20 protein-coding genes are annotated in these 23,684 nt (G+C 36.4%); 4 read left to right on the forward strand and 16 right to left on the reverse strand.

The genetic code is table 11. The features are described 5' to 3' along the window. Positions 1 to 55 precede the first annotated feature (55 nt). Entirely contained in the window at positions 56 to 1,285 is a 1,230-nt protein-coding gene (locus DDY94_RS04755) for a class I SAM-dependent rRNA methyltransferase (RefSeq protein WP_111682893.1), read from the reverse strand. 356 nt (positions 1,286 to 1,641) lie between these two features. After that, positions 1,642 to 3,555: a molecular chaperone DnaK gene (gene dnaK, locus DDY94_RS04760; RefSeq protein WP_111682894.1), complete on the reverse strand. Its 1,914-nt coding sequence runs from the start codon at positions 3,553 to 3,555 to the stop codon at positions 1,642 to 1,644. Between the two features lie 175 nt (positions 3,556 to 3,730). Between dnaK and DDY94_RS04765 the strand changes: the two genes are divergently transcribed. Beyond that, positions 3,731 to 4,240: a hypothetical protein gene (locus tag DDY94_RS04765; RefSeq protein ID WP_111682895.1), complete on the forward strand. Its 510-nt coding sequence runs from the start codon at positions 3,731 to 3,733 to the stop codon at positions 4,238 to 4,240. A gap of 51 nt (positions 4,241 to 4,291) precedes the next feature. Here DDY94_RS04765 and DDY94_RS04770 read toward each other — a convergent pair whose 3' ends face one another. Further along, positions 4,292 to 4,750 (reverse strand): nuclear transport factor 2 family protein, encoded by a 459-nt coding sequence (locus tag DDY94_RS04770; protein ID WP_111682896.1) that lies wholly within the window; start codon positions 4,748 to 4,750, stop codon positions 4,292 to 4,294. Positions 4,751 to 4,858: 108 nt separating this feature from the next. On the opposite strand from DDY94_RS04770, the gene panB reads away from it, so the two are divergent. Further along, the gene (gene panB / locus DDY94_RS04775; protein ID WP_111682897.1) at positions 4,859 to 5,677 is read left to right on the forward strand and encodes a 3-methyl-2-oxobutanoate hydroxymethyltransferase; all 819 of its coding nucleotides are present in this window, start codon (positions 4,859 to 4,861) and stop codon (positions 5,675 to 5,677) included. Positions 5,678 to 5,795: 118 nt separating this feature from the next. Beyond that, positions 5,796 to 6,497: an RluA family pseudouridine synthase gene (locus DDY94_RS04780; protein WP_111682898.1), complete on the forward strand. Its 702-nt coding sequence runs from the start codon at positions 5,796 to 5,798 to the stop codon at positions 6,495 to 6,497. Here the strand turns inward: DDY94_RS04780 and DDY94_RS04785 are convergent. From DDY94_RS04785 to DDY94_RS04820, 7 genes are all read right to left on the reverse strand, one after another. Next, positions 6,494 to 7,159 (reverse strand): sensor histidine kinase, encoded by a 666-nt coding sequence (locus tag DDY94_RS04785; RefSeq protein WP_232817816.1) that lies wholly within the window; start codon positions 7,157 to 7,159, stop codon positions 6,494 to 6,496. The genes DDY94_RS04780 and DDY94_RS04785 overlap by 4 nt on opposite strands. 821 nt (positions 7,160 to 7,980) lie before the next feature. After that, positions 7,981 to 8,355: a hypothetical protein gene (locus tag DDY94_RS04795; protein ID WP_232817817.1), complete on the reverse strand. Its 375-nt coding sequence runs from the start codon at positions 8,353 to 8,355 to the stop codon at positions 7,981 to 7,983. Between the two features lie 152 nt (positions 8,356 to 8,507). Next, complete coding sequence (locus DDY94_RS04800) at positions 8,508 to 9,356, reverse strand: 5-oxoprolinase subunit C family protein (protein ID WP_111682902.1); 849 nt, start codon at positions 9,354 to 9,356, stop codon at positions 8,508 to 8,510. Then, entirely contained in the window at positions 9,349 to 10,080 is a 732-nt protein-coding gene (gene pxpB / locus DDY94_RS04805; protein ID WP_111682903.1) for a 5-oxoprolinase subunit PxpB, read from the reverse strand. Before pxpB ends, DDY94_RS04800 begins: the two co-directional genes overlap by 8 nt. Before the next feature lie 5 nt (positions 10,081 to 10,085). Then, positions 10,086 to 10,826: a 5-oxoprolinase subunit PxpA gene (gene pxpA / locus DDY94_RS04810; protein WP_111682904.1), complete on the reverse strand. Its 741-nt coding sequence runs from the start codon at positions 10,824 to 10,826 to the stop codon at positions 10,086 to 10,088. Next, positions 10,827 to 12,050 carry an Nramp family divalent metal transporter gene (locus DDY94_RS04815; protein ID WP_111682905.1) on the reverse strand — a complete coding sequence of 408 codons (1,224 nt, stop codon included), beginning with the start codon at positions 12,048 to 12,050 and terminating at the stop codon, positions 10,827 to 10,829. After that, positions 12,050 to 13,159 (reverse strand): DUF2891 domain-containing protein, encoded by a 1,110-nt coding sequence (locus DDY94_RS04820; protein ID WP_111682906.1) that lies wholly within the window; start codon positions 13,157 to 13,159, stop codon positions 12,050 to 12,052. Before DDY94_RS04820 ends, DDY94_RS04815 begins: the two co-directional genes overlap by 1 nt. Before the next feature lie 141 nt (positions 13,160 to 13,300). On the opposite strand from DDY94_RS04820, the gene DDY94_RS04825 reads away from it, so the two are divergent. Further along, entirely contained in the window at positions 13,301 to 15,472 is a 2,172-nt protein-coding gene (locus tag DDY94_RS04825) for a tetratricopeptide repeat protein (RefSeq protein WP_111682907.1), read from the forward strand. Here the strand turns inward: DDY94_RS04825 and DDY94_RS04830 are convergent. From DDY94_RS04830 to tilS, 6 genes are all read right to left on the reverse strand, one after another. Continuing rightward, entirely contained in the window at positions 15,469 to 17,007 is a 1,539-nt protein-coding gene (locus DDY94_RS04830; RefSeq protein WP_111682908.1) for a YifB family Mg chelatase-like AAA ATPase, read from the reverse strand. The genes DDY94_RS04825 and DDY94_RS04830 overlap by 4 nt on opposite strands. Before the next feature lie 92 nt (positions 17,008 to 17,099). Beyond that, entirely contained in the window at positions 17,100 to 17,699 is a 600-nt protein-coding gene (locus DDY94_RS04835; RefSeq protein WP_111682909.1) for an N-acetylmuramoyl-L-alanine amidase, read from the reverse strand. A gap of 74 nt (positions 17,700 to 17,773) precedes the next feature. Next, positions 17,774 to 18,739, reverse strand: a complete 966-nt coding sequence (locus tag DDY94_RS04840; RefSeq protein WP_111682910.1) for a YheT family hydrolase — start codon at positions 18,737 to 18,739, stop codon at positions 17,774 to 17,776. Between the two features lie 22 nt (positions 18,740 to 18,761). Further along, the gene (locus tag DDY94_RS04845; protein WP_111682911.1) at positions 18,762 to 20,642 is read right to left on the reverse strand and encodes a CocE/NonD family hydrolase; all 1,881 of its coding nucleotides are present in this window, start codon (positions 20,640 to 20,642) and stop codon (positions 18,762 to 18,764) included. Positions 20,643 to 20,737: 95 nt separating this feature from the next. Further along, positions 20,738 to 22,360 carry an adenine deaminase gene (gene ade / locus DDY94_RS04850; RefSeq protein WP_111682912.1) on the reverse strand — a complete coding sequence of 541 codons (1,623 nt, stop codon included), beginning with the start codon at positions 22,358 to 22,360 and terminating at the stop codon, positions 20,738 to 20,740. Beyond that, positions 22,357 to 23,673, reverse strand: coding sequence for a tRNA lysidine(34) synthetase TilS (gene tilS / locus DDY94_RS04855; RefSeq protein WP_111682913.1), 1,317 nt, complete (start codon positions 23,671 to 23,673; stop codon positions 22,357 to 22,359). The genes ade and tilS overlap by 4 nt, the downstream gene beginning before the upstream one ends. Positions 23,674 to 23,684 lie beyond the last annotated feature (11 nt).

Below are 23,684 nucleotides of genomic sequence, written 5' to 3' on the forward strand. Positions count from 1 at the left end.
TAGTACGAAGAATTTCTTCAAATATAATAAAATATATTATGCGTGCATAATACTTTTAATTCAAAAACTGATAATAACCGCATTTTAAATACGCACCTTCAGGAAAGCTAATAGGATGATCAATATCGTGACCAGTTTTTAATATAGTTTTGAAGGGTTTTGGTTGCGTATTCAATACCCTTTGATTGAGATCAAAAAAGGACTGTGCCAAGATTCTTGAAGAGCAAGAGGCCAGTACTAATAGACCCTCTTTTGCTGTGAGCTGTGCCCCGAGTTCTGCTAGTTGTGCATACTTTTTTTTGGCAAGTTCTATTTCTGATCTTTGTTTGGCAAAACTTGGTGGGTCAATAACTACGACATCGAAGGTTTTATTTCGCTTAATAAGTTTCTTCATTTCTAAAAAAGCGTCGCCAGCAATGGTTTTATGTATGCCGGAGTAAGTATTAAGTTTTCCATTTTCTTCGGCAATCTCTAGGGCTTGTTTGCTTATGTCTAAGCTCGTCACCTCTGTAGCGCCATTTGCCAAAGCATGAACCGAAAATCCACCAGCATAGGAAAAGACATCCAAAACTGTTTTATCTTTACTCAGCTGCCCCACGCGTTTACGGTTATCACGATGGTCTAAAAAGTAGCCTGTCTTATGTCCTTTGATGACGTTAGCTGAGAAATTCACGCCGTGTTCAACAAATTTCACTACCTCATTTTCTAGAATTCCGTAGACTACCTCACCATCCTTTAAATCGTGATTTTGACTATTTTGAAGCTGTCTACTTAATCGCACAACTACTGTTTCAGAGTTAGATATACTTTGTAAACTACTCAGAATTGACTGCAAATATGGAATCCATATTTCTGAATATAATTTAACAACCAAAACTGTGTTATAGACATCTGCTATGAGCCCGGGGAAGCCATCATTCTCACCAAACAAAAGTCGATAACTATTGGTATTCGTTTGAAATAGATCTGTTCGTTTTGAAAAGGCCAGTTCAATCTTTTGATGGAAAAACTCGGCATTAATTATGGCCTTAGACTGGCCGTTGTGTATGATCTTTATTCTTATTGGTGACTCCGCATCGTATAATCCTATGCCAATAACTTTATTCTTAGACTTTCCGAAAATAACAGCAAGGTCACCTGTTTGAGGATTGTTACTAATTTTCATTATACTTTTTGAAAATACCCAAGGATGCCCTTTTAGAACAGATCTTTCACCAATAGCATTCAATTTTACTGCCAAATTCTTTGGTGTTTTATCTGAATAAAATGTTCTATTGAAAGCCATAAACGCTGTTAGAAGTAATCTTAAGTTATTTATGCAAAAATAGGTTGAAATTACTTTAGAATTTCATTATCAAAGGTTGAAAACGGGCTATTTGCGCGAATAAGGGCATTATTCAGGATGCATCGAATATCTTCCGGACGCTGCTAAAGGATCTTATACCTAAGATTAATTCCTTTTTTCTCGATAATAATTATAGTTGAAATAAAAAAAGCGCAATCAAATCAATGATTGCGCTTTTGTTTTATGAATCCCGAAGTAAATTCGGGATAAGTTCAATTGCGAATTTTGTAAAACAAAATTCTATTTCACTTACTTAACTTCTTCGAAATCTACCCTTCGACTACGCTCAGGACAGGCTACTTGACTTCTTCGAAGTCTACGTCTTCGACATCGCTACCTTCATCATTAGGCTGACCACCTTGAGCTCCGGCACCTGCATCAGGTCCTGCTCCATTTTGTTGTGCTTCAGCTTGAGCTTTATACATTTCTTCACTTGCTACTTTCCAAGCTTCATTGATCTTTTCTAAAGCCGGATCGATTACTGCGATATCTTTAGTTTCATAAGCCTTCTTCAATTCTTCTAAAGCATCTTCAATTGGTTTTTTCTTATCCTCAGATAACTTATCACCAAATTCTTCTAATTGCTTTTCAGTTTCGAAGATCATTCCATCAGCTTTATTTAATTTTTCAGCTGTTTCTTTAGCCTTAGCATCTGCTTCTGCATTAGCTTCAGCTTCTGCCTTCATCTTTTCGATTTCTTCCTCTGTTAATCCAGATGATGCTTCAATTCTGATATCTTGCTTCTTCCCTGTCGCTTTATCTTCAGCTGAAACTTTAATGATACCATTAGCATCGATATCAAAAGTTACTTCAATTTGAGGTGTTCCTCGTCTTGCTGGTGGAATGCCATCTAAATGGAAACGACCAATAGTTTTATTGTCTGCTGCCATTGGACGCTCACCTTGTAATACGTGAATTTCTACCGATGGCTGATTGTCTGCAGCTGTTGAGAATACTTGTGATTTCTTAGTTGGAATGGTTGTATTCGCATCGATTAACTTAGTCATTACATTACCCATAGTTTCGATACCTAATGATAAAGGTGTAACATCTAATAAAAGTACATCTTTCACGTCACCTGTTAATACACCTCCCTGAATACCTGCACCTAGAGACACAACTTCATCTGGGTTAACGCCTCTACTTGGAGCTTTTCCGAAGAACTTCTCTACAGCTGTTTGTACTGCTGGGATACGTGTAGAACCTCCAACTAAAATTACCTCATCAATATCAGATTTTGATAACCCTGCTGCCTTTAAGGCTGTTTCACATGGCTCAATAGTACGCTTGATCAAATCGTCGATTAATTGTTCAAATTTTGAACGCGATAATGTGCGTACTAAGTGCTTTGGTCCACTTGCAGTTGCCGTGATGTAAGGTAAGTTAATTTCAGTCTGAGATGACGATGATAACTCGATCTTTGCTTTTTCAGCGGCCTCTTTCAGACGTTGTAAAGCCATTGGGTCTTCTCTTAGATCCATGCTCTCGTCATTCTTAAACTCATCAGCTAACCAATCGATGATTCTTTCGTCAACATCATCACCACCTAGGTGTGTATCACCATCTGTTGATAATACTTCAAATACGCCGTCACCTAATTCAAGAATAGATACGTCGTGTGTACCACCACCAAAGTCGAATACTACGATCTTCTGATCTGTAGATTTCTTATCTAAACCATAAGCTAAAGCTGCAGCTGTTGGCTCATTGATGATACGTCTAACTTTTAAACCAGCGATCTCACCAGCTTCTTTAGTTGCCTGACGCTGTGCATCGTTAAAATATGCCGGAACAGTAATTACCGCTTCAGAAACATCTTGACCTAAATAGTCTTCAGCAGTTTTCTTCATTTTCTGAAGAATCATTGCTGACAATTCTTGTGGTGTATATAAACGACCGTCGATATCTACACGTGGTGTATCGTTATCGCCTTTTACCACTTTATATGGTACGCGTTCTGCCTCTTTTTTAGATTCAGAATATTTATTACCCATAAAACGCTTAATAGAATAAACCGTTTTTGTTGGGTTTGTTACTGCTTGTCTTTTTGCTGGGTCACCAACTTTGATTTCACCACCTTCTACGAAAGCGATTACCGAAGGCGTTGTACGCTTGCCTTCAGCATTTGGAATAACAACAGGTTCGTTACCTTCCATTACTGAAACACAAGAGTTGGTTGTCCCTAAATCAATTCCAATAATTTTACTCATAATATTAGTGTCTATATTTTGTTGTGTTTTTCATTTTAAACTCGTTCAGTATAAGTCAAGTATTATGCCATGACAAAATTTATGACATGATGTCATATACGATTCAAAAAAATATTTTCTAGTTTGAATAGTTTGGAACGTCATTTGATATTGAAATAAAAAAACTATTACTATTATGAAACGTATATTATCCTTTATTACCGTATTTGCTTTACTGCTTACCGCTTGTGAAGGCGACCCAGGACCTCCAGGACCTCCAGGCTTTAATGGACAAGATGGGGTCAACATTGTTGGACAAGCTTTTGAGATCATTTTAGATTTCACACCTGAAAATGAATATTCATTCATTGAGCCTTATGGGCCAAATTTCGAAGTATTACCATCGGATGTGACACTTGTTTACATTTCATGGGAAGTTGACAATGGTGAAGACATATGGCGTCTATTACCTCAAACCGAATACTTTGAGGAAGGAACTCTGGTTTACAACTTCGATTTTACCCAAAATGACGTGCGCTTTTTCTTAGATGGCACTATAGACTTTTCAATATTAGATCCATCTTATACAGATGCCCAAGTGTTTAGGGTTGTAGTGGTACCAGCTGACAATGTTGGTCGATTAGATGTATCAGACATTAATGCCGTTATGGAAGCTTATGGCATCACCTCTTTTGAAAAAAGATAAAAAAACTCCAAATAGAAATAAAAAAGCCGAAATTTTGATTTCGGCTTTTTTTTATGATTGACAACCTTCACGTCGTCTTGTATCTACAAGATAAATGATTTTCCACTCATCATCTTCTTTAATAAGCTGAAATGAATTCACACCACAATGACTAAAATTTCCATTGTACCAGAACTCATAGGGTGTCCAGGCATTTGCCATTTTTCCATCTATTTGAATATTGAAATCCAGTAATTTCTCTTCAAAAGTATTATCCTTCGGGATGCTTGCTATACTTTTAATAAACTCATTGTAACTGCTTTCTTGTAATACTGTCTTACCTTCTCTATTTACGGCGATCGATTGCAATTTAATATCTCCTTTCGCCATTGTTTTGAGCGTCAAAGTATCTTGTTTGTGAAAAGCAACAAAGAAGTTCTCGATCGTAGCTTTAACCTTATCTTTTTCAGAATCTTGGGCATTTACAGTTAATCCCATACAAAAAATTAGCGCTAATGTTAGTTTTTTCATGATTGAATAGTTTTGGTTGAAATTACAGATTCAACATTATTTGTGCTGTGCAATAAACAAAAGTTTAACAAAACTCTTTATTTTTACGAACACATTAAATATATCATCATGTCAGTCGCAAAAAAAGAATACAAAAGAATAACCGTAAAGACTTTAGTAGATATGAAGTCTAAAGGTGAAAAGATATCGATGCTTACTGCGTACGATTACACTATGGCAAAGATTGTTGACGGTGCTGGTGTTGATGTGATATTGGTTGGTGATTCTGCAAGTAATGTCATGGCTGGTCATGAAACCACCTTACCTATTACCCTCGATCAAATGATCTATCATGCCTCTTCAGTAGTAAGAGCTATTGACCGTGCTTTAGTGGTGGTTGATCTTCCCTTCGGAACCTATCAAAGTGACCCTAAGGAAGCCTTGCGTTCCGCAATTCGTATTATGAAAGAATCGGGCGCCCACGCTGTAAAAATTGAAGGTGGTAAAGAGATTAAAGATTCCTTAAAACGTATTCTAAATGCCGGAATCCCTGTTATGGGACATTTAGGATTAACGCCGCAGTCTATCTATAAATTTGGGACGTATACCGTACGCGCCAAAGAAGAACAAGAAGCACAGCAATTAAAGGAAGACGCTATAATGCTCGAAAGAGCGGGATGCTTTGCTATAGTCCTTGAAAAAATTCCTGCTGCATTGGCTCGTGAAGTTGCAGAGAGCGTATCCATCCCGATCATTGGTATAGGTGCTGGTGATGGTGTAGACGGACAGGTTTTGGTTCTGCATGATATGATCGGAATGACCCATGAGTTCAATCCAAGATTTTTGCGTCGCTACATGAATTTATATGAAGAAATGACCCAAGCTATAAGTCAGTATGTGACTGATGTAAAGTCTGAAGATTTTCCGAATGAAAAGGAGCAGTATTAGTTTTCAGTCGCAGTTAACAGTTGCAGTTTTCAGTTGCAATTAACAGTCGCAGTTTTCAGTTTGCTGTCGAAGGAATTGCGAAAATACTATTCAAAATTTGACCCTATAATTATTCTGAATGTCCAAAATAATTTCCAATAAAAACAATCTTCAAGTTCTTTATGAAGACAACCATATTATAGCAATTAATAAACGTGCTGGAGATATTGTTCAGGGTGATAAAACAGGTGACATACCATTGAGCGAAGTTGTAAAGACTTTTTTAAAATCGAAATATAACAAACCTGGTAATGTTTATCTCGGTGTAGTTCATCGCTTAGACAGACCGACAACAGGGATTGTACTTTTTGCAAAAACGAGTAAGGCATTACCCAGACTGAACAAACTTTTTGCAGAAAAGAAAGCCAAAAAAACCTACTGGGCAATCGTTAAAAATCGACCTCCAAAACATGAAGATCGATTGATTCATTGGCTTCGAAAGAACCCTAAAAATAACAAGTCAACAGCATTCGATAAAGAAGTTGACGGCAGTAAAAAGGCAATTCTTAACTATAAGATTATCAAGGAGCTTGATCGGTTTTTTGTTTTAGAAATTAATTTAGAAACTGGAAGACATCACCAAATTAGATGTCAATTAGCCAAAATAGGTTCCCCTATTAAAGGTGATCTAAAATATGGTTTTTCTCGCAGTAATAAAGATGCTAGTATAAGTCTGCATGCGAGATTCTTAGAGTTTATACATCCTGTAAAAAAAGAAGAGTTGAGTTTGGTTGCACCTCTTCCTGAAGACGCACTATGGCGAGCAACTTTAGAATCTTAAAGGGTTCGGTAAGGATAGCTCAAACTTAGTGTTGTACCTTCATTTTGAACAGACTCTAATTGAAATTCAGCATTAATTAATTCAGAGCGTTTCGACATGTTGGTTAGCCCTGATCCTTGTTCAATTTGATCATGATCAAACCCAACACCATTATCTTCTGCTGTTATTGTAAGTAATGAAGAATCATAACTTAAGCTAACAATGATCAATTCGGCCTCTGCATATTTAAGCGTATTTGAAATAAATTCTTGAAGTATTCTAAACAGAATTATTTCATCCTTATTATTTTCAAAATTCACCCTTTCGCCAACTGTGTTAAGTTTTGCTTCAATTAACCCAGATTTGTTCAATCGATCAATTTCATTCTTTACTGTTGCTTCAAAACCTAAATTAGCAATAACATCACTATTTAAAGATCGAGACAAATTTCTAACTTCTGCTAAACTCTCCTTCAATGCTTCTGAAGCACTTGCCACTTTAGGTTTGATTTCACTATCTACAACTTTCGCAACGGAATTCATTTGCATAGTTGCAACAGATAATAATTGACCGACATTATCGTGTAACTCACGACCCACTTGCTTTAAAGTCTCCTCTTGGATTTCTTGTTGGGTAATTAATAATTCTTCATCAAATTGTTTTTGCTGTTCTATATTTTTCAAGAGTAGTTGGTTTTTTCGCTTTTGAAAGGATAGAAAAAATAAAACAAAAACGACAACTATAATAACAACAAAGAATACAACATAGACTATTAATGCAATTTCTTCCTCAGTTATTGTTTTTTGAATTGAAGCGTGTATAAAAAGGCAAAGGTTAAACATGAATATAAAATGATGTTAATAACAAACATGTAAACATATCTAAATTGAACGAAACTCTCATTTATTGACGAGAAATATTTGTTAAAAGTAAATAAGGGTGCTGTGCAGATATAAAACAAAAGTAAACCCGAACTAATATAAAATTTTGGTAATCTGTAGAACAGCAATATTTTATCACTTTTTAGTAATTGTCTATAGTAAAGCATTGTAAAAATGAAGACTATAAAGGTTTCTAAAAAATAATAATACGGAAGTGATTTTTCAAAAAATGTTCCCGATAAAAGAAAGTATAATACCGTGAATACGGCGTAAATTATAACCGAAATCTTGATTAGTGATTTTGATGATTTGTCTTTGATAATTTTAGAATAGAATAAACCAAAAAACAACACTGACCCCAAAGAATAAATATTATAAAGCCAGGTATTTTCACAAAACACACTATTTTTCAACCGATTATACCAGTCATAATCATAGTTATTTGTCAAAACATAGCTATACATTCCTAATGTTTCAATAAAAACCACAAACCACAGATACCAAACAAAGATTTTCATTTGACTATCCATGGTTTTAAAATAGTAATACGTGCCAGCTAAAGCAGCTACTAGTTCAATTATATGTATAGCTACAATATAGTTAGACATTATTTCTAGAAAATACTATTGCGGATAATTTGCACCTGGTGGATCGCCTTGGCTTCCTCTATTCAGCCCATTTGCACCAGGAATGTCAGGGCTTCCACCTCCGTTTCCATCCTTACCTAAACCACCACTGGTGGTCGGAATAAGAAATGCTGTTGATAATCCCACTTGTTCCCCTTCGTCAGGATAAGCACCGCAATAAACACGAATGCCATCCAACTCATAACCAAGTTCCTTCGCTTGGTCTTTTGCATATTGAAGAAACAAATTGATCTCCTCTAGCGAAAACCAAGTCGACCGATTGTCTGGTCGCTTTGTAATCTGATTGCTGATCAATGTGTGACGCGCGGAATATGCATCATTTAACGTTTTCGCCTCTTTTGGCGTAATCAAACCTTTTGGATTGCTCATTTTTCAGTTAGTTTAGAAGTTAATAATTAGTATTTCTTGTACTAATTGAGGGTTTTAGGAATTAAGGGATGTGTTATAAAATTATGGAAATTATACCAAACTCTACAAGGTTTATGATAATTTTTCTTACGCAATTATTCTTTTAGTCTGATTTTTAGGCTCTTTCCTGTTGAATTCTGACTCAAGCAATTTATAGCGCTTTCTGAAAGTTGCAGTATTCTTGGATAACCACCTGTTGTTTGAGCATCTCTCATCAAAACTATCAAATTGCCTTGGGGTGTTAATTGTACCGTCCCTGGTAGTACTGGTGAGGTAATAATAGAGGGTATGGTATTAGTTATAAGAGGTTCTAATTGATAAGCCATTCTATTATTCAATTTCGTTACGGTGAAAGTGCTTGTTAATAACTTATTTTGTTGATTTTCAGATAATTTTTCGAACTCTGGTCCTTTATAAACTTCTAAGACCGATTCTGAAATAATGGATTGGTCAAATTTCAGACTTGCATTAGCATCCTGAAAATCTCCTATATTTTTATCATAAATAAGACGGTCTCCCTTTTCTACTTTTTCTTTTTTGGTGATCCCCTTATACTGACTTCTGCTATTTAAAACTTCTTCAGAACGAAAGCCGTCCTTAACCGCTACATAGGTTCTGAATCCTTCACTCGCTGCGCCAAAAGTAAGTACATCATTGGCATCGACGACTGCTACTGTATTATTGATTAAAGCCTTACCATTTATTTTCGGACTCATATTTGCACCAGAAATCGCAATAAATGTTGGTTCAGTAAATAAAAATTCACCGCCAATCATGGTCATTTCTAATACAGTATCTGATACCTGATTACCCAACAGAGCATTCGCAATTCGACTTGAGTAACTATCCATTGCACCTGATACCGGTACTCCAAGATCTCTATAACCAAATCTGCCAGAATCTTGAATGGTTGTATAAAATCCAGATTTTATAACCTTAAGCATTTGACGGAATTTGTTTAAGTTGGTATGTGGAGTTCTCTGCGCGTTTTTTAATATCTAAAAAAGTGTTTTTATTTACTGAATAAAACTTTATACGATCTCCTGCCAGAATGCTACAAGGTGTTTGTTGTGAAGCATTAAATAACTCAATTGGAGTTTCGCCAATAAGATGCCATCCACCAGGACTATCTTGTGGGTAGATTCCGGTTTGTTGTCCACCGATTGCAACTGCCCCTTTTTTAATATTGAGACTGGGTTTATTTTTTCGATTAAAATGTAGTTTAGGATGAAGACCTCCGAGATATAAAAAACCTGGTAAAAATCCGATAAAATAAACAGTATAAATTGCAGCTGTATGCAGTTCAATAATTTCTGAGATTGAAAGTTTTTTTTCGCTTGAAATCGTGCTTAAATCTATACCAAATTCTCGATCATAACAAACTGGAATTTCCCAAAGTCTAGATTCTAACATGACGTCTGAGTTTTGATCGTCAAATATGGATTTTAGCTCAAATAATCTATCATTGAAATTATCAATAGCATGATCATATATTACTAATATTGAGCTATATGTATTAATTACTTCAACTTTTAGTTTACTATAGAATTCAATTACTGATTTTTTTGACTTAAGTATACTTTTAAGGATATTTTCATCAATTATTTTCGGCCATTCAATCAAAATTGAATGTTCATTATACTGCGAAAATTGAAGTTCATAATCCATAAAAATTACTGGATATTTATATTGTGTTTTGGTAATTTTTCATTGAGAAATTTTAAAATTTCATAGGCATTTTTGGTGTCGCCGTGCACACAAAAAGTAGAGGCTTTTATTGGTACTTTTTCACCTGTTAAAGTGATTACATTTTCATGCTTAATCATTTCTAAAAGATGCTCCAAAATTTGATGTTTATCCGTTAAAATTGCAGCATCATTATTTCTTGAAACCAAGGTCAAATCTGAATTATAATTTCTATCGGCAAATGCTTCAAAAGTAACCCTAATGTTTTCTTCTATTGCTCTATCTGCAAGAACCGATTTATAAGGTGCATATAGCTTTATTGGTAGTGAAATACTTTTAATGACTTCGATCACCACATTTGCCGTCTTTTCATCTTTAGCTGCAAGATTATAAAGCGCGCCATGGGGTTTTACATGATGCAATTGAGTATTCTCACTATACAACACGCTTTGCAAATCCCTTATTTGCTGTTTTAGAGATGAATAAAGATCAGCGGCCGAAATATCCATGACTTGGCGTCCAAAATTTGCTTTATCAGGAAATGAAGGATGAGCTCCTATTTTTACCTTATGATTTTTTGCGATCCTCACCACCTTTGTCATAGTCGAAATATCACCTGCATGCCCGCCACAAGCAATATTGCATGAGGATAAATAAGGCATTATCGAGGATTCATTATTTATCCCCTCGCCTACATCAGCATTAATATCAATAGAAATCTTGTTCATCTAAAACACATTAAACACAGCCATGATGCCTTTTACACCGAGCCCTATGGTAATTAAAACAATTAATAAACCTAGGATGTTTTGCATCCAACTATTCTTATAGGTTCCTAAAACCGATGATCTATTCATTACCCAAAGTAAGAAACCTGCGATTATTGGCAGTAATAGTCCATTGGCTACCTGCGCAAATTTTATGATCTCGATAGATTTAAACCCTACAGTAGAAAACACTACGCCTAGACCTAAAATAAACATCCAAACTAACCTAAAATTGAAAGCCTTCAGGTCAGTCTTCCATCCAAGACAACCACTAGCGACAAAGGCCGCTGCTAAAGGGGCTGTTATAGCACTTGTAATGCCCGCGGCAAACAATCCTAAAGATAAAAAGTATTTGGCATAGCTACCAAAAAGTGGTTCTAACCCTTTAGCTAGATCAGCCGCGTTAGATACCTCCTCCGTCTGAATGGCTGATGCTGTAATAATAATGCTCATCGACACAATTCCTCCAAGTACAATGGCTATTATTGTATCCTTTCTAGCAAAATTTAAGTCTGATTTTTCCTTCCATTTTGTTTTAGCCAATGAGGCATGTAAGAACAAGTTATAAGGCACAACAGTAGTACCGATAAGACCAATTATAGTTAAAATACTTTTTTCAGGTATTGAAGGCATAAAAGCATTTTTAACAACCATTACAATATCGGGCTTTGTGATTACCGCAGTTATTAAAAAGGCTAAACTCATAACCACCACTAATCCCACCAAAAAACGTTCTAGAATCTTATAGTTGCCTATGTATAGTATTATAAATGCTACAACTCCGATTAGTAAGGGCATTACTTTTAGCTGAAAACTACCCAATAGTAACGATCGATCTCCAAAAATAGCTTCCATTCCTAAAGCACCTCCGCTAATATTACCCGCTTCATATGCTGCATTACCAATTACAATAGCACTAATTATTAGAATTATAGCAAGACTTCTGATTACTGGATGACGCAATTCAGACCTAATTATTTCAGAAAGTCCTTGTTGAGTTATGACCCCTAATCGCGCCGCCATTTCTTGAAGTACAATGGTAGCAATTACCGATAATACCATCGCCCAGAGAAGCGCATAGCCAAAGTTAACGCCTGCCAAGGTGCAAACCGTTACCGTACCTGGACCTATAAACGCTGCAGCCACTAATGGTCCCGGACCAATTTGTTTCAACCACTTTTTCATTATAAGTTGATTGAATTTAAGGCATAAATAGCGAAACTTCCCAACCAATGACCACCTTCGTAATGATCATTAACAATACTTGGTAAGGAATAATTTATATGTTGGTTCGCAATATTGCTTAGGTGTTGGTATTCTGGTAAAGCTTTAACGATATAGTTTAAACTCCAGGCTCTTGAGAAGTTTACGCCATCGAGATGCACAAGTTTACCATCGGTTCTATCAGAGACTTTCCCTGTTTCGATTTGAAAAGATTTAGACTTTAATTGAGGTAGAAAATTATCTAACCACTTCTGAAATTCACTTTTTGGCAATACCCGCGCCATTAAAGCAGCTTCTTCCAAACAAGGTGATAAAAAATCAAAGCCACCTGGTTCCCACGATAGTGGGCAATTTTCGTCATTCAAAAAGAAATCCTTGGCTCTTTTTTCAATTAAATTTTTTAATTCTGAATGTCCAACCGTTTCAGCATAATCATAGGCAAAACTGAGTCCGAAGGCCGTATTTGGATGCTCACCAACACGAATAGGATAATTTAGTTTTGGTAGAAATTCTAGATAGCGCTCAATAATAATATCTGTTAGCGGCTGAAGGTTCGCCTCCAGTGTTCGAGCGTCTGCACTATCCCATTTATGTAATTCTTCTGCTAATTTCAGTAGCCATGCCCAGCCGTAGGTGCGTTCATAGGAAGCATTGTGCTTTCCATTAAAATATTCAACTTCTTTTAAAATATTTTCTTCAGAAATGCTTTTCAATAACCATTCTGAAATTTCTTTTTTCTTCTCCAAATTCGGAAATCGCCTCAACAGACTCACCATACTCCAATGTCCATGAACAGCAGAATGCCAGTCGAAACAACCAAAAAACGCAGGATGTAATTCCTGAGGTGATTTAAGATCGTCATCTCCACCTAATGTTTGTCCCAATTTATTAGGGTATTCTGTTCCGACGCATGCCAATGGTAACTCAGCTAGATTATTAGCTTGATCTAAATTTAAACCCGGCACATCTACGATTTCAATATTGTTTTCTTCAGAGCTTAAAGTAACATTTTCAGAATTCTGACAACTAAAAAGTATAGCGAACAAACAAAACGTGAGTAAATATTTCATAAGAAGGTGAATTATTAGTCAAGTAAAAATACATCAAAATGAAGTTTTGGGTAAGTTTTAAGTTAATAGCCTTGAAAAAATGAGAATACTAATTATCTTTAAACTTGAAAATCAATGTGCTTGAATTAGAAAAATAGATTTATGTCTCCCGAAGTAAAAAAGAAATGGATTAATACTTTCAAATTCTTTGCGGCCTATCTAGTTGCTGCATGGACTTTTTTACAATTCGTAGATTGGATATTAAATCGCTACAACATTTCACCTCATTGGGTCGACATTCTACTTTGGTTTTTCATTGGCATAAGCCCGTCGTTACTCATTTATCTTTTTCATCAAGAAAGACTAAGCAAACGCATAGTGAAGCTACGCGAAAAAATCTTAATCCCTTTAAATTTTGTGATTCTATTTATTGGGCTTTACTTCGGATTTGGGAATACGGATCTAGGTGCAACTACCAAAGAAATTAATTATACCGACGGAGAAGGTAAAACACAGACCAAAACCATTACCAAAGAAGAATTCAGAATTGGCATTCCAATATTCAATTTCACTCAAATTGATAATGACAGCACAACCACCTGGCTTCAGTGGGGAATTGGCCAATTGTTGGAAGAAGATCTTTCACAGAACAAAAATTTAAGTCCAGATTATTTAGGTGAAGCTAACACCTCCGATAAAATAAGAACGGCGTCTTTATTCTACGATTTATATATTGATGGTGAGTTTAAAAAAGTTGACGATACTTTCGAAATTACTGCGCATGTACGAAAGGCAACCAACGGAAAATCTATCAATGATCAAACTTTTAAAGGACCAGATCTTCTGAGAATACTCGATGATATTAGTGTTTTCATTACGTCATCCGTAGGGTTTGTTGAAAGCAATAAACTCAACTATATCGATTTGCCTATAAGTGAATATGTAAGCAATTCGTTACCAGCAATTAAAGCTTATGTTAGCAGCGACTACAGAAAGGCATTTGAACTAGATGAAACTTTTGCATTAGCCTACTTAGAAGAAGCAAAGAAAAGTACTGTATTCAATCGAGGTAAATTAGAAACACAGGACATCATCGACAAAGCATTTGTCCACAAGAGTAAATTGCCATTGCAGAAACAGCTTGAAGTTTACATTCAACAAAGCTTAGCATATGATAGGTATGATGATGCCGAAGCACAGGTTAAGCTCCAGTTGGAAGTTGATCCAAGTAATGAATTTTATAATAACATCTTGTTTTCAATTTATGGTGAAACCAAAAATGAAGATGCATATCTAGAAACGTCTGAAGCTTTATTTGATAGTGACCCGAGTAACGAAAGTGGATTAGGTTTGGGTGTGGCATCCTTAGTTAATGGTAATGATGATGAGTTTATAAACGCGCTAGAACCCTTCGAATTAATTAATCCAAGTCTCAAATATCTCAAACTAGAACCTTTAATTTTTAAAGGCGAAATTAAAAAAGCCGAAGCACTTTTTGAAGAGTACAAATTAGCTCAACCTAAAAATACCAACAGATTTAGAGCTTACGACTCTATCTTTAAGTACTATAAGAACAATACACCAAAGATAGAAGACCTGAATAAGTTCGTAGGTAAGTATCGCTCTGGTATAAACGAACAGTCTTTAGAATTTTGGATTAACAAGGATCGTCTAATACAATATGTGAAAAATCAGAGAATGCGCACATTGGTACCTGCTGGCCCTGAAGCGATGGCCTTTGGTTTTTTAACTGATGATACCTTTTACGTAGAGCTTATTAGAAATGAAGAAAATGGCAAGGTGATTGGCATATATGCCTACCAATTTTTTTGGAGAGCAACAGATAAACGAATTTTTTGGAAGCTTGATGATGATATATTAGCTGCAAATAAAGCTTTTGAAATGAACAAAATAGATGAAGCCATTCCACTATACGAAACAGCTATCACCAATAACCCGAAGCATGGGTACCTTCCTAATATTTTGTCGCATCTAAAATACATTCAGAACAAAGACAAAGACTCGCTTCTAATGCAACATCAAAAGTTTGCGGGGTCTTATGGTCCTAGAAATTTTTGGGTAGAAGACGGTAAATTTTATTACAAGCGTAAAAGCGAAGATACCGAGTTATCAAAAGTAGAGTTATTACCCATTTCGAATAATCGCTACATGGATTTAACACGTTTGGGAACCATGATGGCATTTGAAATGGATCCTTCTGGTAAAATGGCTTCTAATAGCTATAGCTTTATTATTGGCGATGACTTTGAATTTGAATGGAAGGTTAGCGACAACAATGAAGAGGTAACCAACTACTTTTTGAAAGACGACTAACCCAACCAACCATCTCTATCTAAACTTCTATATTGAATGGCTTCGCTTATGTGATTGCCACTTATGTCTTTAGAACTATCTAAATCAGCAATTGTTCTTGCTACTTTGAGAATCCTGTCATAAGCTCGTGCTGATAAATTTAAACGTTCCATTGCAGACTTTAGTAAATCCATGGAGTAAGAATCTAATTCGCAATATTTTCGAATTTGTTTAGTATTCATTTGCGCATTGTAATGTACATTTTCAAGCCCCTTAAAGCGTTCTGTTTGAAGTTCTCTGGCCTTTGTTACACGCATTCTAATAGTTACGGAGGATTCGCCTTTTCTGTTGTCTGATAACTTTTCAAAGGGAACTGGTGTTACCTCAATATGAATGTCGATTCGATCTAATAATGGCCCTGAAATCTTACTGAGATAGCGTTGCATTTCAGCTGGACTTGAAGTCACTGGCGCATCTGGATCGTTAAAATATCCGCCTGGACTGGGATTCATACTTGCTACAAGCATAAATGACGACGGGTAGGTCACCGTAAATCGAGCCCTTGAAATTGTGACTTCACGATCTTCCAAAGGCTGACGCATAACTTCAAGAACACTTCGTTTGAATTCTGGCAATTCGTCTAAAAATAAAACACCATTATGAGATAAAGAAATTTCACCAGGTTGAGGATAAGCACCTCCACCAACCAAGGCGACATCGCTAATCGTGTGATGAGGACTTCTAAATGGGCGTTGTGCCATTAGACCAGCATGATCTTTAACACGTCCTACAACGGAATGTATCTTTGTAGTTTCTAATGCTTCATGAAGAGTCATTGGAGGTAAAATGCTGGGCAACCGCTTTGCCAACATCGTTTTACCAGAGCCAGGCGGACCAATCAAGATGATATTATGGCCACCAGCTGCAGCTATTTCCATACAACGTTTTATACTCTCCTGCCCTTTTACATCTTCAAAATCAAATTCTGGAAACTCAAGATTTTTGTAGAATTCTTCACGCGTATTTATAATAGTTTCTTGTAAATGTTTATTCTTATCGAAATGATTAATGACCTGAGCTATGGTGTCTACGCCGTAAACTTTAAGGCCATCAACGATGGCAGCTTCTTTGGCATTTTGGCGTGGTAGAATAAAGTTCTTAAATCCTTCTTCTCGTGCTTTAATGGCAATGGGCAGAGCGCCTTTTATAGGCTGTAAACTACCGTCGAGAGACAATTCACCCATAATGAGATAGTTATCTAAATGTTTGGCCTTAATCTGTTTTGAAGCAGCTAATATTCCTATAGCAAGAGTTAAATCGTAGGCCGATCCTTCCTTACGTAAATCGGCAGGCGCCATGTTAATGGTGATCTTCTTTCCGGGTATTCGATAGCCATTGTTTTGTAGCGCTGCAGCTATACGAAAATTACTTTCCTTTATCGCATTATCTGGGAGTCCGACAAGATGATAACCTACGCCGTTATTCACATTAACCTCAACGGTTATGGTCGTGGCTTCAACACCAAAGACAGCACTTCCAAATATTTTTCTGAGCATTAGGTATTCGTTTTCAAAAGGTAATTGAAAACGAATATAATACGAATTTTCTTACATTTATATATTATTAAATAAAAATGAGAATACCATCCTTATTCGCCAAAGATCTCAGCCTTAGTTCTAACAATAGCTTTTACATGATAATCTACTATTCTCTGTCGGCCTTCACGTGTGTTGAGAATGTCTTTGAATTCTTCCAAATTATCCATAAAAAAACTCTCGGTAAGTATGGCAGGCATTTTGGTTTTGGTAAGTACATAAAAGCGTCGTTCTTTATCAAGATCGCCATCAGACCAATCGGTTCGTAATTTTCTATTAGGAAATTCACTCATAAAAGATTCTCCAAAAATTGTGGCTATTTTATCGCTTTTGGTACTTCCAGGTGATGTAAAGATCTCACTACCATGGCCACCTCCGGCATTGCTATGAATACTTAGATAAAAACTCTTGCTGGCCGGGTATTTATTTGCCCTATTTACTCTTGTCTCTAAACGCACGTCGCGATATTCGGGAGCAATATTAACATAAGGGATGTTGAGAAGCGTAAGTTGTTCGATTATACCACCTACAATGGCACGATTAAACTCACCTTCGTAAATGATGCCATCAGCGCCCCAATCTTTTCGTTTTCCTGGTGTTGTATATTCACCATTTATAAGGCCTCCATGACCATTATCTATGAGTACTATCATAATAAATAACAGGATTTACTGGGTAAAATACGAACTATAAAAAGGTGGAGATACTTGAAAGTTACAAAAAAAAGTTAATCGATTGTTTCCAATACAAATTCTAAAGCTCTTTTTTCGTTGTAGTACACATTGCCTTTGTCTATAAAACCAACATGTCCGCCATACTTTGGCATTTCTAAGTACAGATTTGAATTGTACTTAGCTTCCTTTACAGGGAAACAGGAAGCTGACAAAAAGGAATCATTCAGTGCATTGATAATCAATGAAGGTACTTTAATATTTGGAAGAAATGACAAACTACTCGCTTTTTCATAATAATCGAAAGCGTCCTTAAAGCCGTGAGCACGCGATGTGTAAACATGATCAAAGTCAATAAGACTTTTGATCGAATCGAAATCTTCTTTACTTATTTTCTCCGGAAACTGTTCTAGCTTTGGTTTTAGTTTTTTCTTCAAATGGTCTAAAAACCGAATCGCATAATGCTTGTTTTTCAAACTCAATAATTCATCGCAGGATCCTTTTAAATCGCAAGGCGTAGATATGGCTATCACCGCTTTCAATTCTGTTGGAATCACATCGCGTTCACCAACATATTTTAAAACCATATTAGCGCCAAGGCTAATACCCTTTATAAAAACTTCATCATAGATACCTTTTTCGAGCACATGATTAACAACAGCCTCTAAGTCTTCTGTAGCACCAGAATGGTAACTACGGTATAACCTGTTTGGTTCGCCACTACATCCTCTAAAATTTACGGCGCAAGCATCAATATCATTAGTATTGAACAGCTTGGCCGTTCCTGTAATATAGGGACGCTGTGCATGACCTTCAAGGCCATGAAGTAAGATAATTACTTTGCGAGATCGTTGTGGTGCATAGCTCCAATCTAAATCGAGAAAATCACCATCGGGTAAGGTAAGGCGTTCGCGACTCTGCTCAACGCCATTTACCGTTCTTGCCAATCCTGAAAATACAGTTGACACAAAACTCTTTTTTGCCCAAAAGGGCGGTTTATAACTCGATTCTACAATTGGCATACGCCAAAGATAAGATTTGAAATTATTTCAAAACGGTGAATTCAATAGACGAATCATTAAATACCTTATGCGTCTGTGCCTTAAAATCTTCCTCCTTCGCCTCAAAAATATTATCAACATAAGTTTGAGGGTTCGCATCGATATAAGGAAAGAACGTACTCTGAACCTGTACCTGTATCTTATGACCTTTTTTAAAGGTGTGGAATACGTCTTGTAACTTGATATTTACTGCCGTTTTTTGATTAGGCACGAATGGTTCTGGATTAGTCATACTATTTCTGAATCGTCCACGTAGCACTTCACTTCGCACCATCATATGATAGTTACTCAACTTTAAATGATCTTGAACATCTTCCGTGTTTTCAGTATCTGACGGAAATACATCAATAACCTTAACAATCCAATCAGAGGCAGTCCCTGTGGTTGAAACATTTAATTTGGCAAGAATATCACCTGCAAGTGTAATGTCTTCTTCAAGCTCTTCAGTTTCAAATGTTAATACATCTGGTCGTCTTGAAGCAAAGCGTTGATCATCGGTCATAAATTTACGCGGTGTAAAAACAACTTTTATGTCTTCAGTATATGGAACTGGCTTCTTAGGGTCACTAATAAAATCTGAAGTTGCAATCATTCTATTGGCCTTTTGAGTTAAACGCTCATCTGGCTGCATAAAATAGCTCTCTTTTGTGGTATTTGCTGGTGGCCAAGAGTCAAAAGATTGCCACTCCTTCGTCCCAGTATTGAACATGTGCGCTTCAGGTAGTCCTGTTTCGCCATTTCCTTCACCTTTCAAGAAATGATTGAAAAATTCGGTTTCAATATTCTTTTGGTAATAGTCAGATATATTGTCGCCAAAGTGAATATTTCCAATGACCTGACGCTCTCTTGTGCGCGACCAATCGCCGTGGCTCCATGGCCCAAAAACAACCGTATTATAATTATTGCTGTTTTTTTCAATGCTTTTGTAAGTATTATAAGGTCCATATAAATCTTCGGCATCAAATTGTCCTCCTACGATCATGGTGGCTGGTTTAATATCTTTCAAATGTTGAATGATCCCTCTACTCTGCCAGAATTCATCGTAGGTAACGTGGGTTTTCAATTGCTCCATAAAAACATTGTCCTCATCGTAAAACTTGTCGAGCTTACTAAGTGGCATGTGATCTAAAAAAAACTGATACTGATCTTCAGTTCCTATATCTGGAAAACTATACCATGATTCGGTTGTAGGTTCATCCTTCATATAACCAAAAACTGATGTTGCTCTCCAATAACTCAACAAATAAGCACCGTTATGAATAAAATCATCGAAAAAGAAATCACCAATACAAGCTTGCGGAGAAACTGCTTTCAGTGCTGGATGAGAATCTAATAGCGAATAGGTTGCATAAAACCCAGGATAAGAAACGCCGTAGGTTCCTACCTTTCCGTTATTATTTTCAACATTGTTGATCAACCATTCAATAGTGTCGTAAGTATCACTGGCCTCATCGGTTTGTTCCCCTGTTTTATTCGGAATATATGCTCGCATATTGTCGTAAACACCTTCACTATTCCAGCGGCCTCTAACATCTTGGTAAACCATAATATTGCCTTCTTCCATAAGGTATTTATTAGGTCCGATTCTGCGTGCGTATTCATTTTCACCATACGGTCTGCAGCTGTAAGGCGTTCGTTTCATTAGAATAGGATACGTTTTTGAATCGTCCTTAGGCGTATAAATTGTTGTGTGAAGTTTAATCCCATCGCGCATCTCAATCATAACTTCCTTTTTGTTGTAATTGTCTTTTACATAGGAATCATTCTGAGCCGTTTCTGGCTGATCAGTAGCTTGATGTTTTTCTTCTTTACAGCTTAAAATTGAAAATGCAAGGAATGCAAGGAGAAGGAATTTCTTTGTCATTGTTTTGGTTGATTTTAAAACGCCTAAAGATAACCGAATAAAACAAGAAAAAGTTTGAATGAAATGTTAACACTTTAATTCTATGGTAGAATTATTTATTCTACCTCAACACTAGTGAATTTGAAGGTATTACCATCAAAAAGTCCTTTATCGCTCAGTTTTAATGAAGGTATCACTAGTAAAGCCATGAAGGACAAACTCATATAAGGCGCATGTAGTTTGCTTCCAAGTTGTTTTGCCATTTTATCGAGTTCAGCATATGCATTGCCTATAGTTTCGGCATCTTGATCGCTCATAATTCCTGCGACTGGAAGAGGAACAATTTTTTCTTCGGAAGGGCTCACAGCACAAATTCCACCTTTATTTTCAACAATGAGGTTGACCGCTTTGCAAATCATGTCGTCTGATACGCCGACAGCAATGATATTATGAGAATCGTGCCCAACAGAAGATGCAATAGCACCCTGCTTAAGACCAAAATTTTTAATAAATGCTATAGCAGGTTGCTCATTTTTATAACGATTTACCACTGCCATTTTGAGGATATCGGTTTGCGTATTCGAAACTAGATTGCCGTTATTTCGGGTTGCATGTTCAATAATTTGATTGGTGATCAACTCACCGTCTAAACATTCAATAACTCTAATTGTTTCAGCATTTGATGAATATTGAAAATCTGAAGTCGACTTCTGTTCAGTTTTGAAATTATTCAAATTTTCAAACTCCACGTTTCTAATTTTTGAAATGCCATTATCAAAAACTAATTCGCCCTCAATATAAGTCTGAAGGGTTTTAAAGTCCTTTAGATCTTCAACAATAATCACATCAGCAACATCACCAACTTTCAGCAAACCAACATTAATATTGTAATGCGTTACCGGGTTTATGCAAGCCGCCTGTAACACTTTAAAGACATCTATTCCCTTAGCTACTGCTCTCGCGCATAACTGATTGATATGTCCTAAAAGAAGGTCGTCTGGGTGCTTATCGTCGCTACAGAACATCATGTTTTCAAAATGGTCATTTAGAAGACCTATTAAAGCTTCAAAATTCTTAGCGGCACTACCTTCTCTAATTATGACCTTCATGCCTTTTTGAAGTTTTTCTAGTCCTTCTTCATAAGTAAAACATTCATGGTCTGTTGAAATACCAGCCGAGATATAAGTGCTTAGATCATCACCTCGAAGGCCTGGTGCATGACCATCAATTGGTTTGTTAAAGTGCTTTGCCCATTCTATTTTTTGCAGCACTTCAGGATCCTTAAATAGCACTCCCGGATAGTTCATCATTTCAGCGAGGTACTTGATCTGAGGGTTTTCCATGAGGGTTTTTATATCCTCAGCATTAATAACAGCTCCAGCAGATTCAAAACTTGTAGCAGGCACGCATGACGGTGCGCCAAAATTGAATTTAAATGGTGTTTTATTCCCGTTTTCGATCATAAATTCTATGCCCTTCACCCCTAGTACATTCGCGATTTCGTGAGGGTCTGAAACTGTTGCTATCGTTCCGTGCTTAACGGCCACCTTAGCAAATTCTGATGGCACAAGCATGGAGCTTTCAATATGAATATGAGCATCAATAAAGCCCGGAAGTATGTAATGGTCTTCTATGCAATCTCTTTCAACAATAGATATTATTTTTTTATCTTCAATGGTGACTTCACCTTTGAAAATTTTCCGATCTAAAATATCTACTATGTTTCCTCTTAATATCAATGCAATTCAATTTTTAGGATCTGCTGTGTCTGATCTGTTACTATGAATCTGTTATCGGCTCTCATCCCAGCAATCCAAATAATTTTATCTTCCGAAGTTAGAACCCAAATCTGTTCCTTTTCTAATGGTGACAGCTTTTCATCCTTCAAATATTTGCTCACCTTTTTTTTGCCCTTCATTCCTAAAGGATAAAATTCATCACCTGTTTTCCAAAGTCGAAATTCCAAAGGAAATTTCAGGTTTTGAAAATCTACAAATATGGTATTCCTAGAATTATCCTCGTATCGATCTACTTTTTCAAAACTTAAACTTCCTAAAGGCGTATCTATAGAATTCAATGCCTCGGACACAGGCAATGATTCAGTATTTTGGCTTTCTTGATTAATTTCAGATAAGATCAAATACTCGCGATGCTTTATTAACCGATGTGTCGCCGATTTTACAAATTTGCCGGTTTCAGCATCCAAGAGGGCGACCATATCTTTCCACTCGGTAAAGCCAAAGTCTTTAAACATTTCGAACAAATAGGCCTTTGAATTATTTACCTTCTTAAATTCTGAAACCTTATACGTAATACCTTTGTCGTTAATATCAACAATCGCTCGTTTTGCTACAGCGTTAAGACTTTCGTCTACAATATCAGCCGTATCATTGAGATAACTCAGCGTATTTTGAAAACTATCTAACAATTGTGGGTTGATTTCCTTCAACACTGGTACTACATCATGACGCAACTTGTTACGTAAATATTTGCGCGCAGAATTGCTACTATCTTCTCGCCATCTTATTTGATGTTCCATTGCAAATGCTTCGATCTCAAATCTTGAAAAATGTAAAAGCGGACGAACAACATTATTTTTAATTTCAGGAATCCCAGTTAGTCCATTTAATCCGGTTCCTCTGAGAAAATTAATTAGGAAGGTTTCGAGATTATCATCGGCATGATGTGCAGTTAAAATGCAATCAAACTCTAATTGCGCAGCCAGTTCGTCGAACCAGTGATAGCGCAATTCTCGTGCAGCCATTTGAATGGATAGCTTATTTTCATCGGCATATTCTTGAGTGTCAAAATTTTGAACAAAAACTTCGGCATCGAGTTCCTCACCTAAATTTAAAACAAATTCTTCATCAGCATTACTCTCCTCACCTCTCAAATTAAAATTACAATGCGCAAGGGCAAAATCTATATCTAGCATTTGGCATAAATGCGCAAGGACCACACTATCAATCCCACCAGAAATAGCCACAAGGCATCGACTGTCTTGCAAAAAAGACAACTCATTTTCAATATAACTTTTGAATTGATTAAACACTGCGATTTTTA

It is taken from the genome of Winogradskyella tangerina, from assembly GCF_003260205.1.
GTDB lineage: Bacteria > Bacteroidota > Bacteroidia > Flavobacteriales > Flavobacteriaceae > Winogradskyella > Winogradskyella tangerina.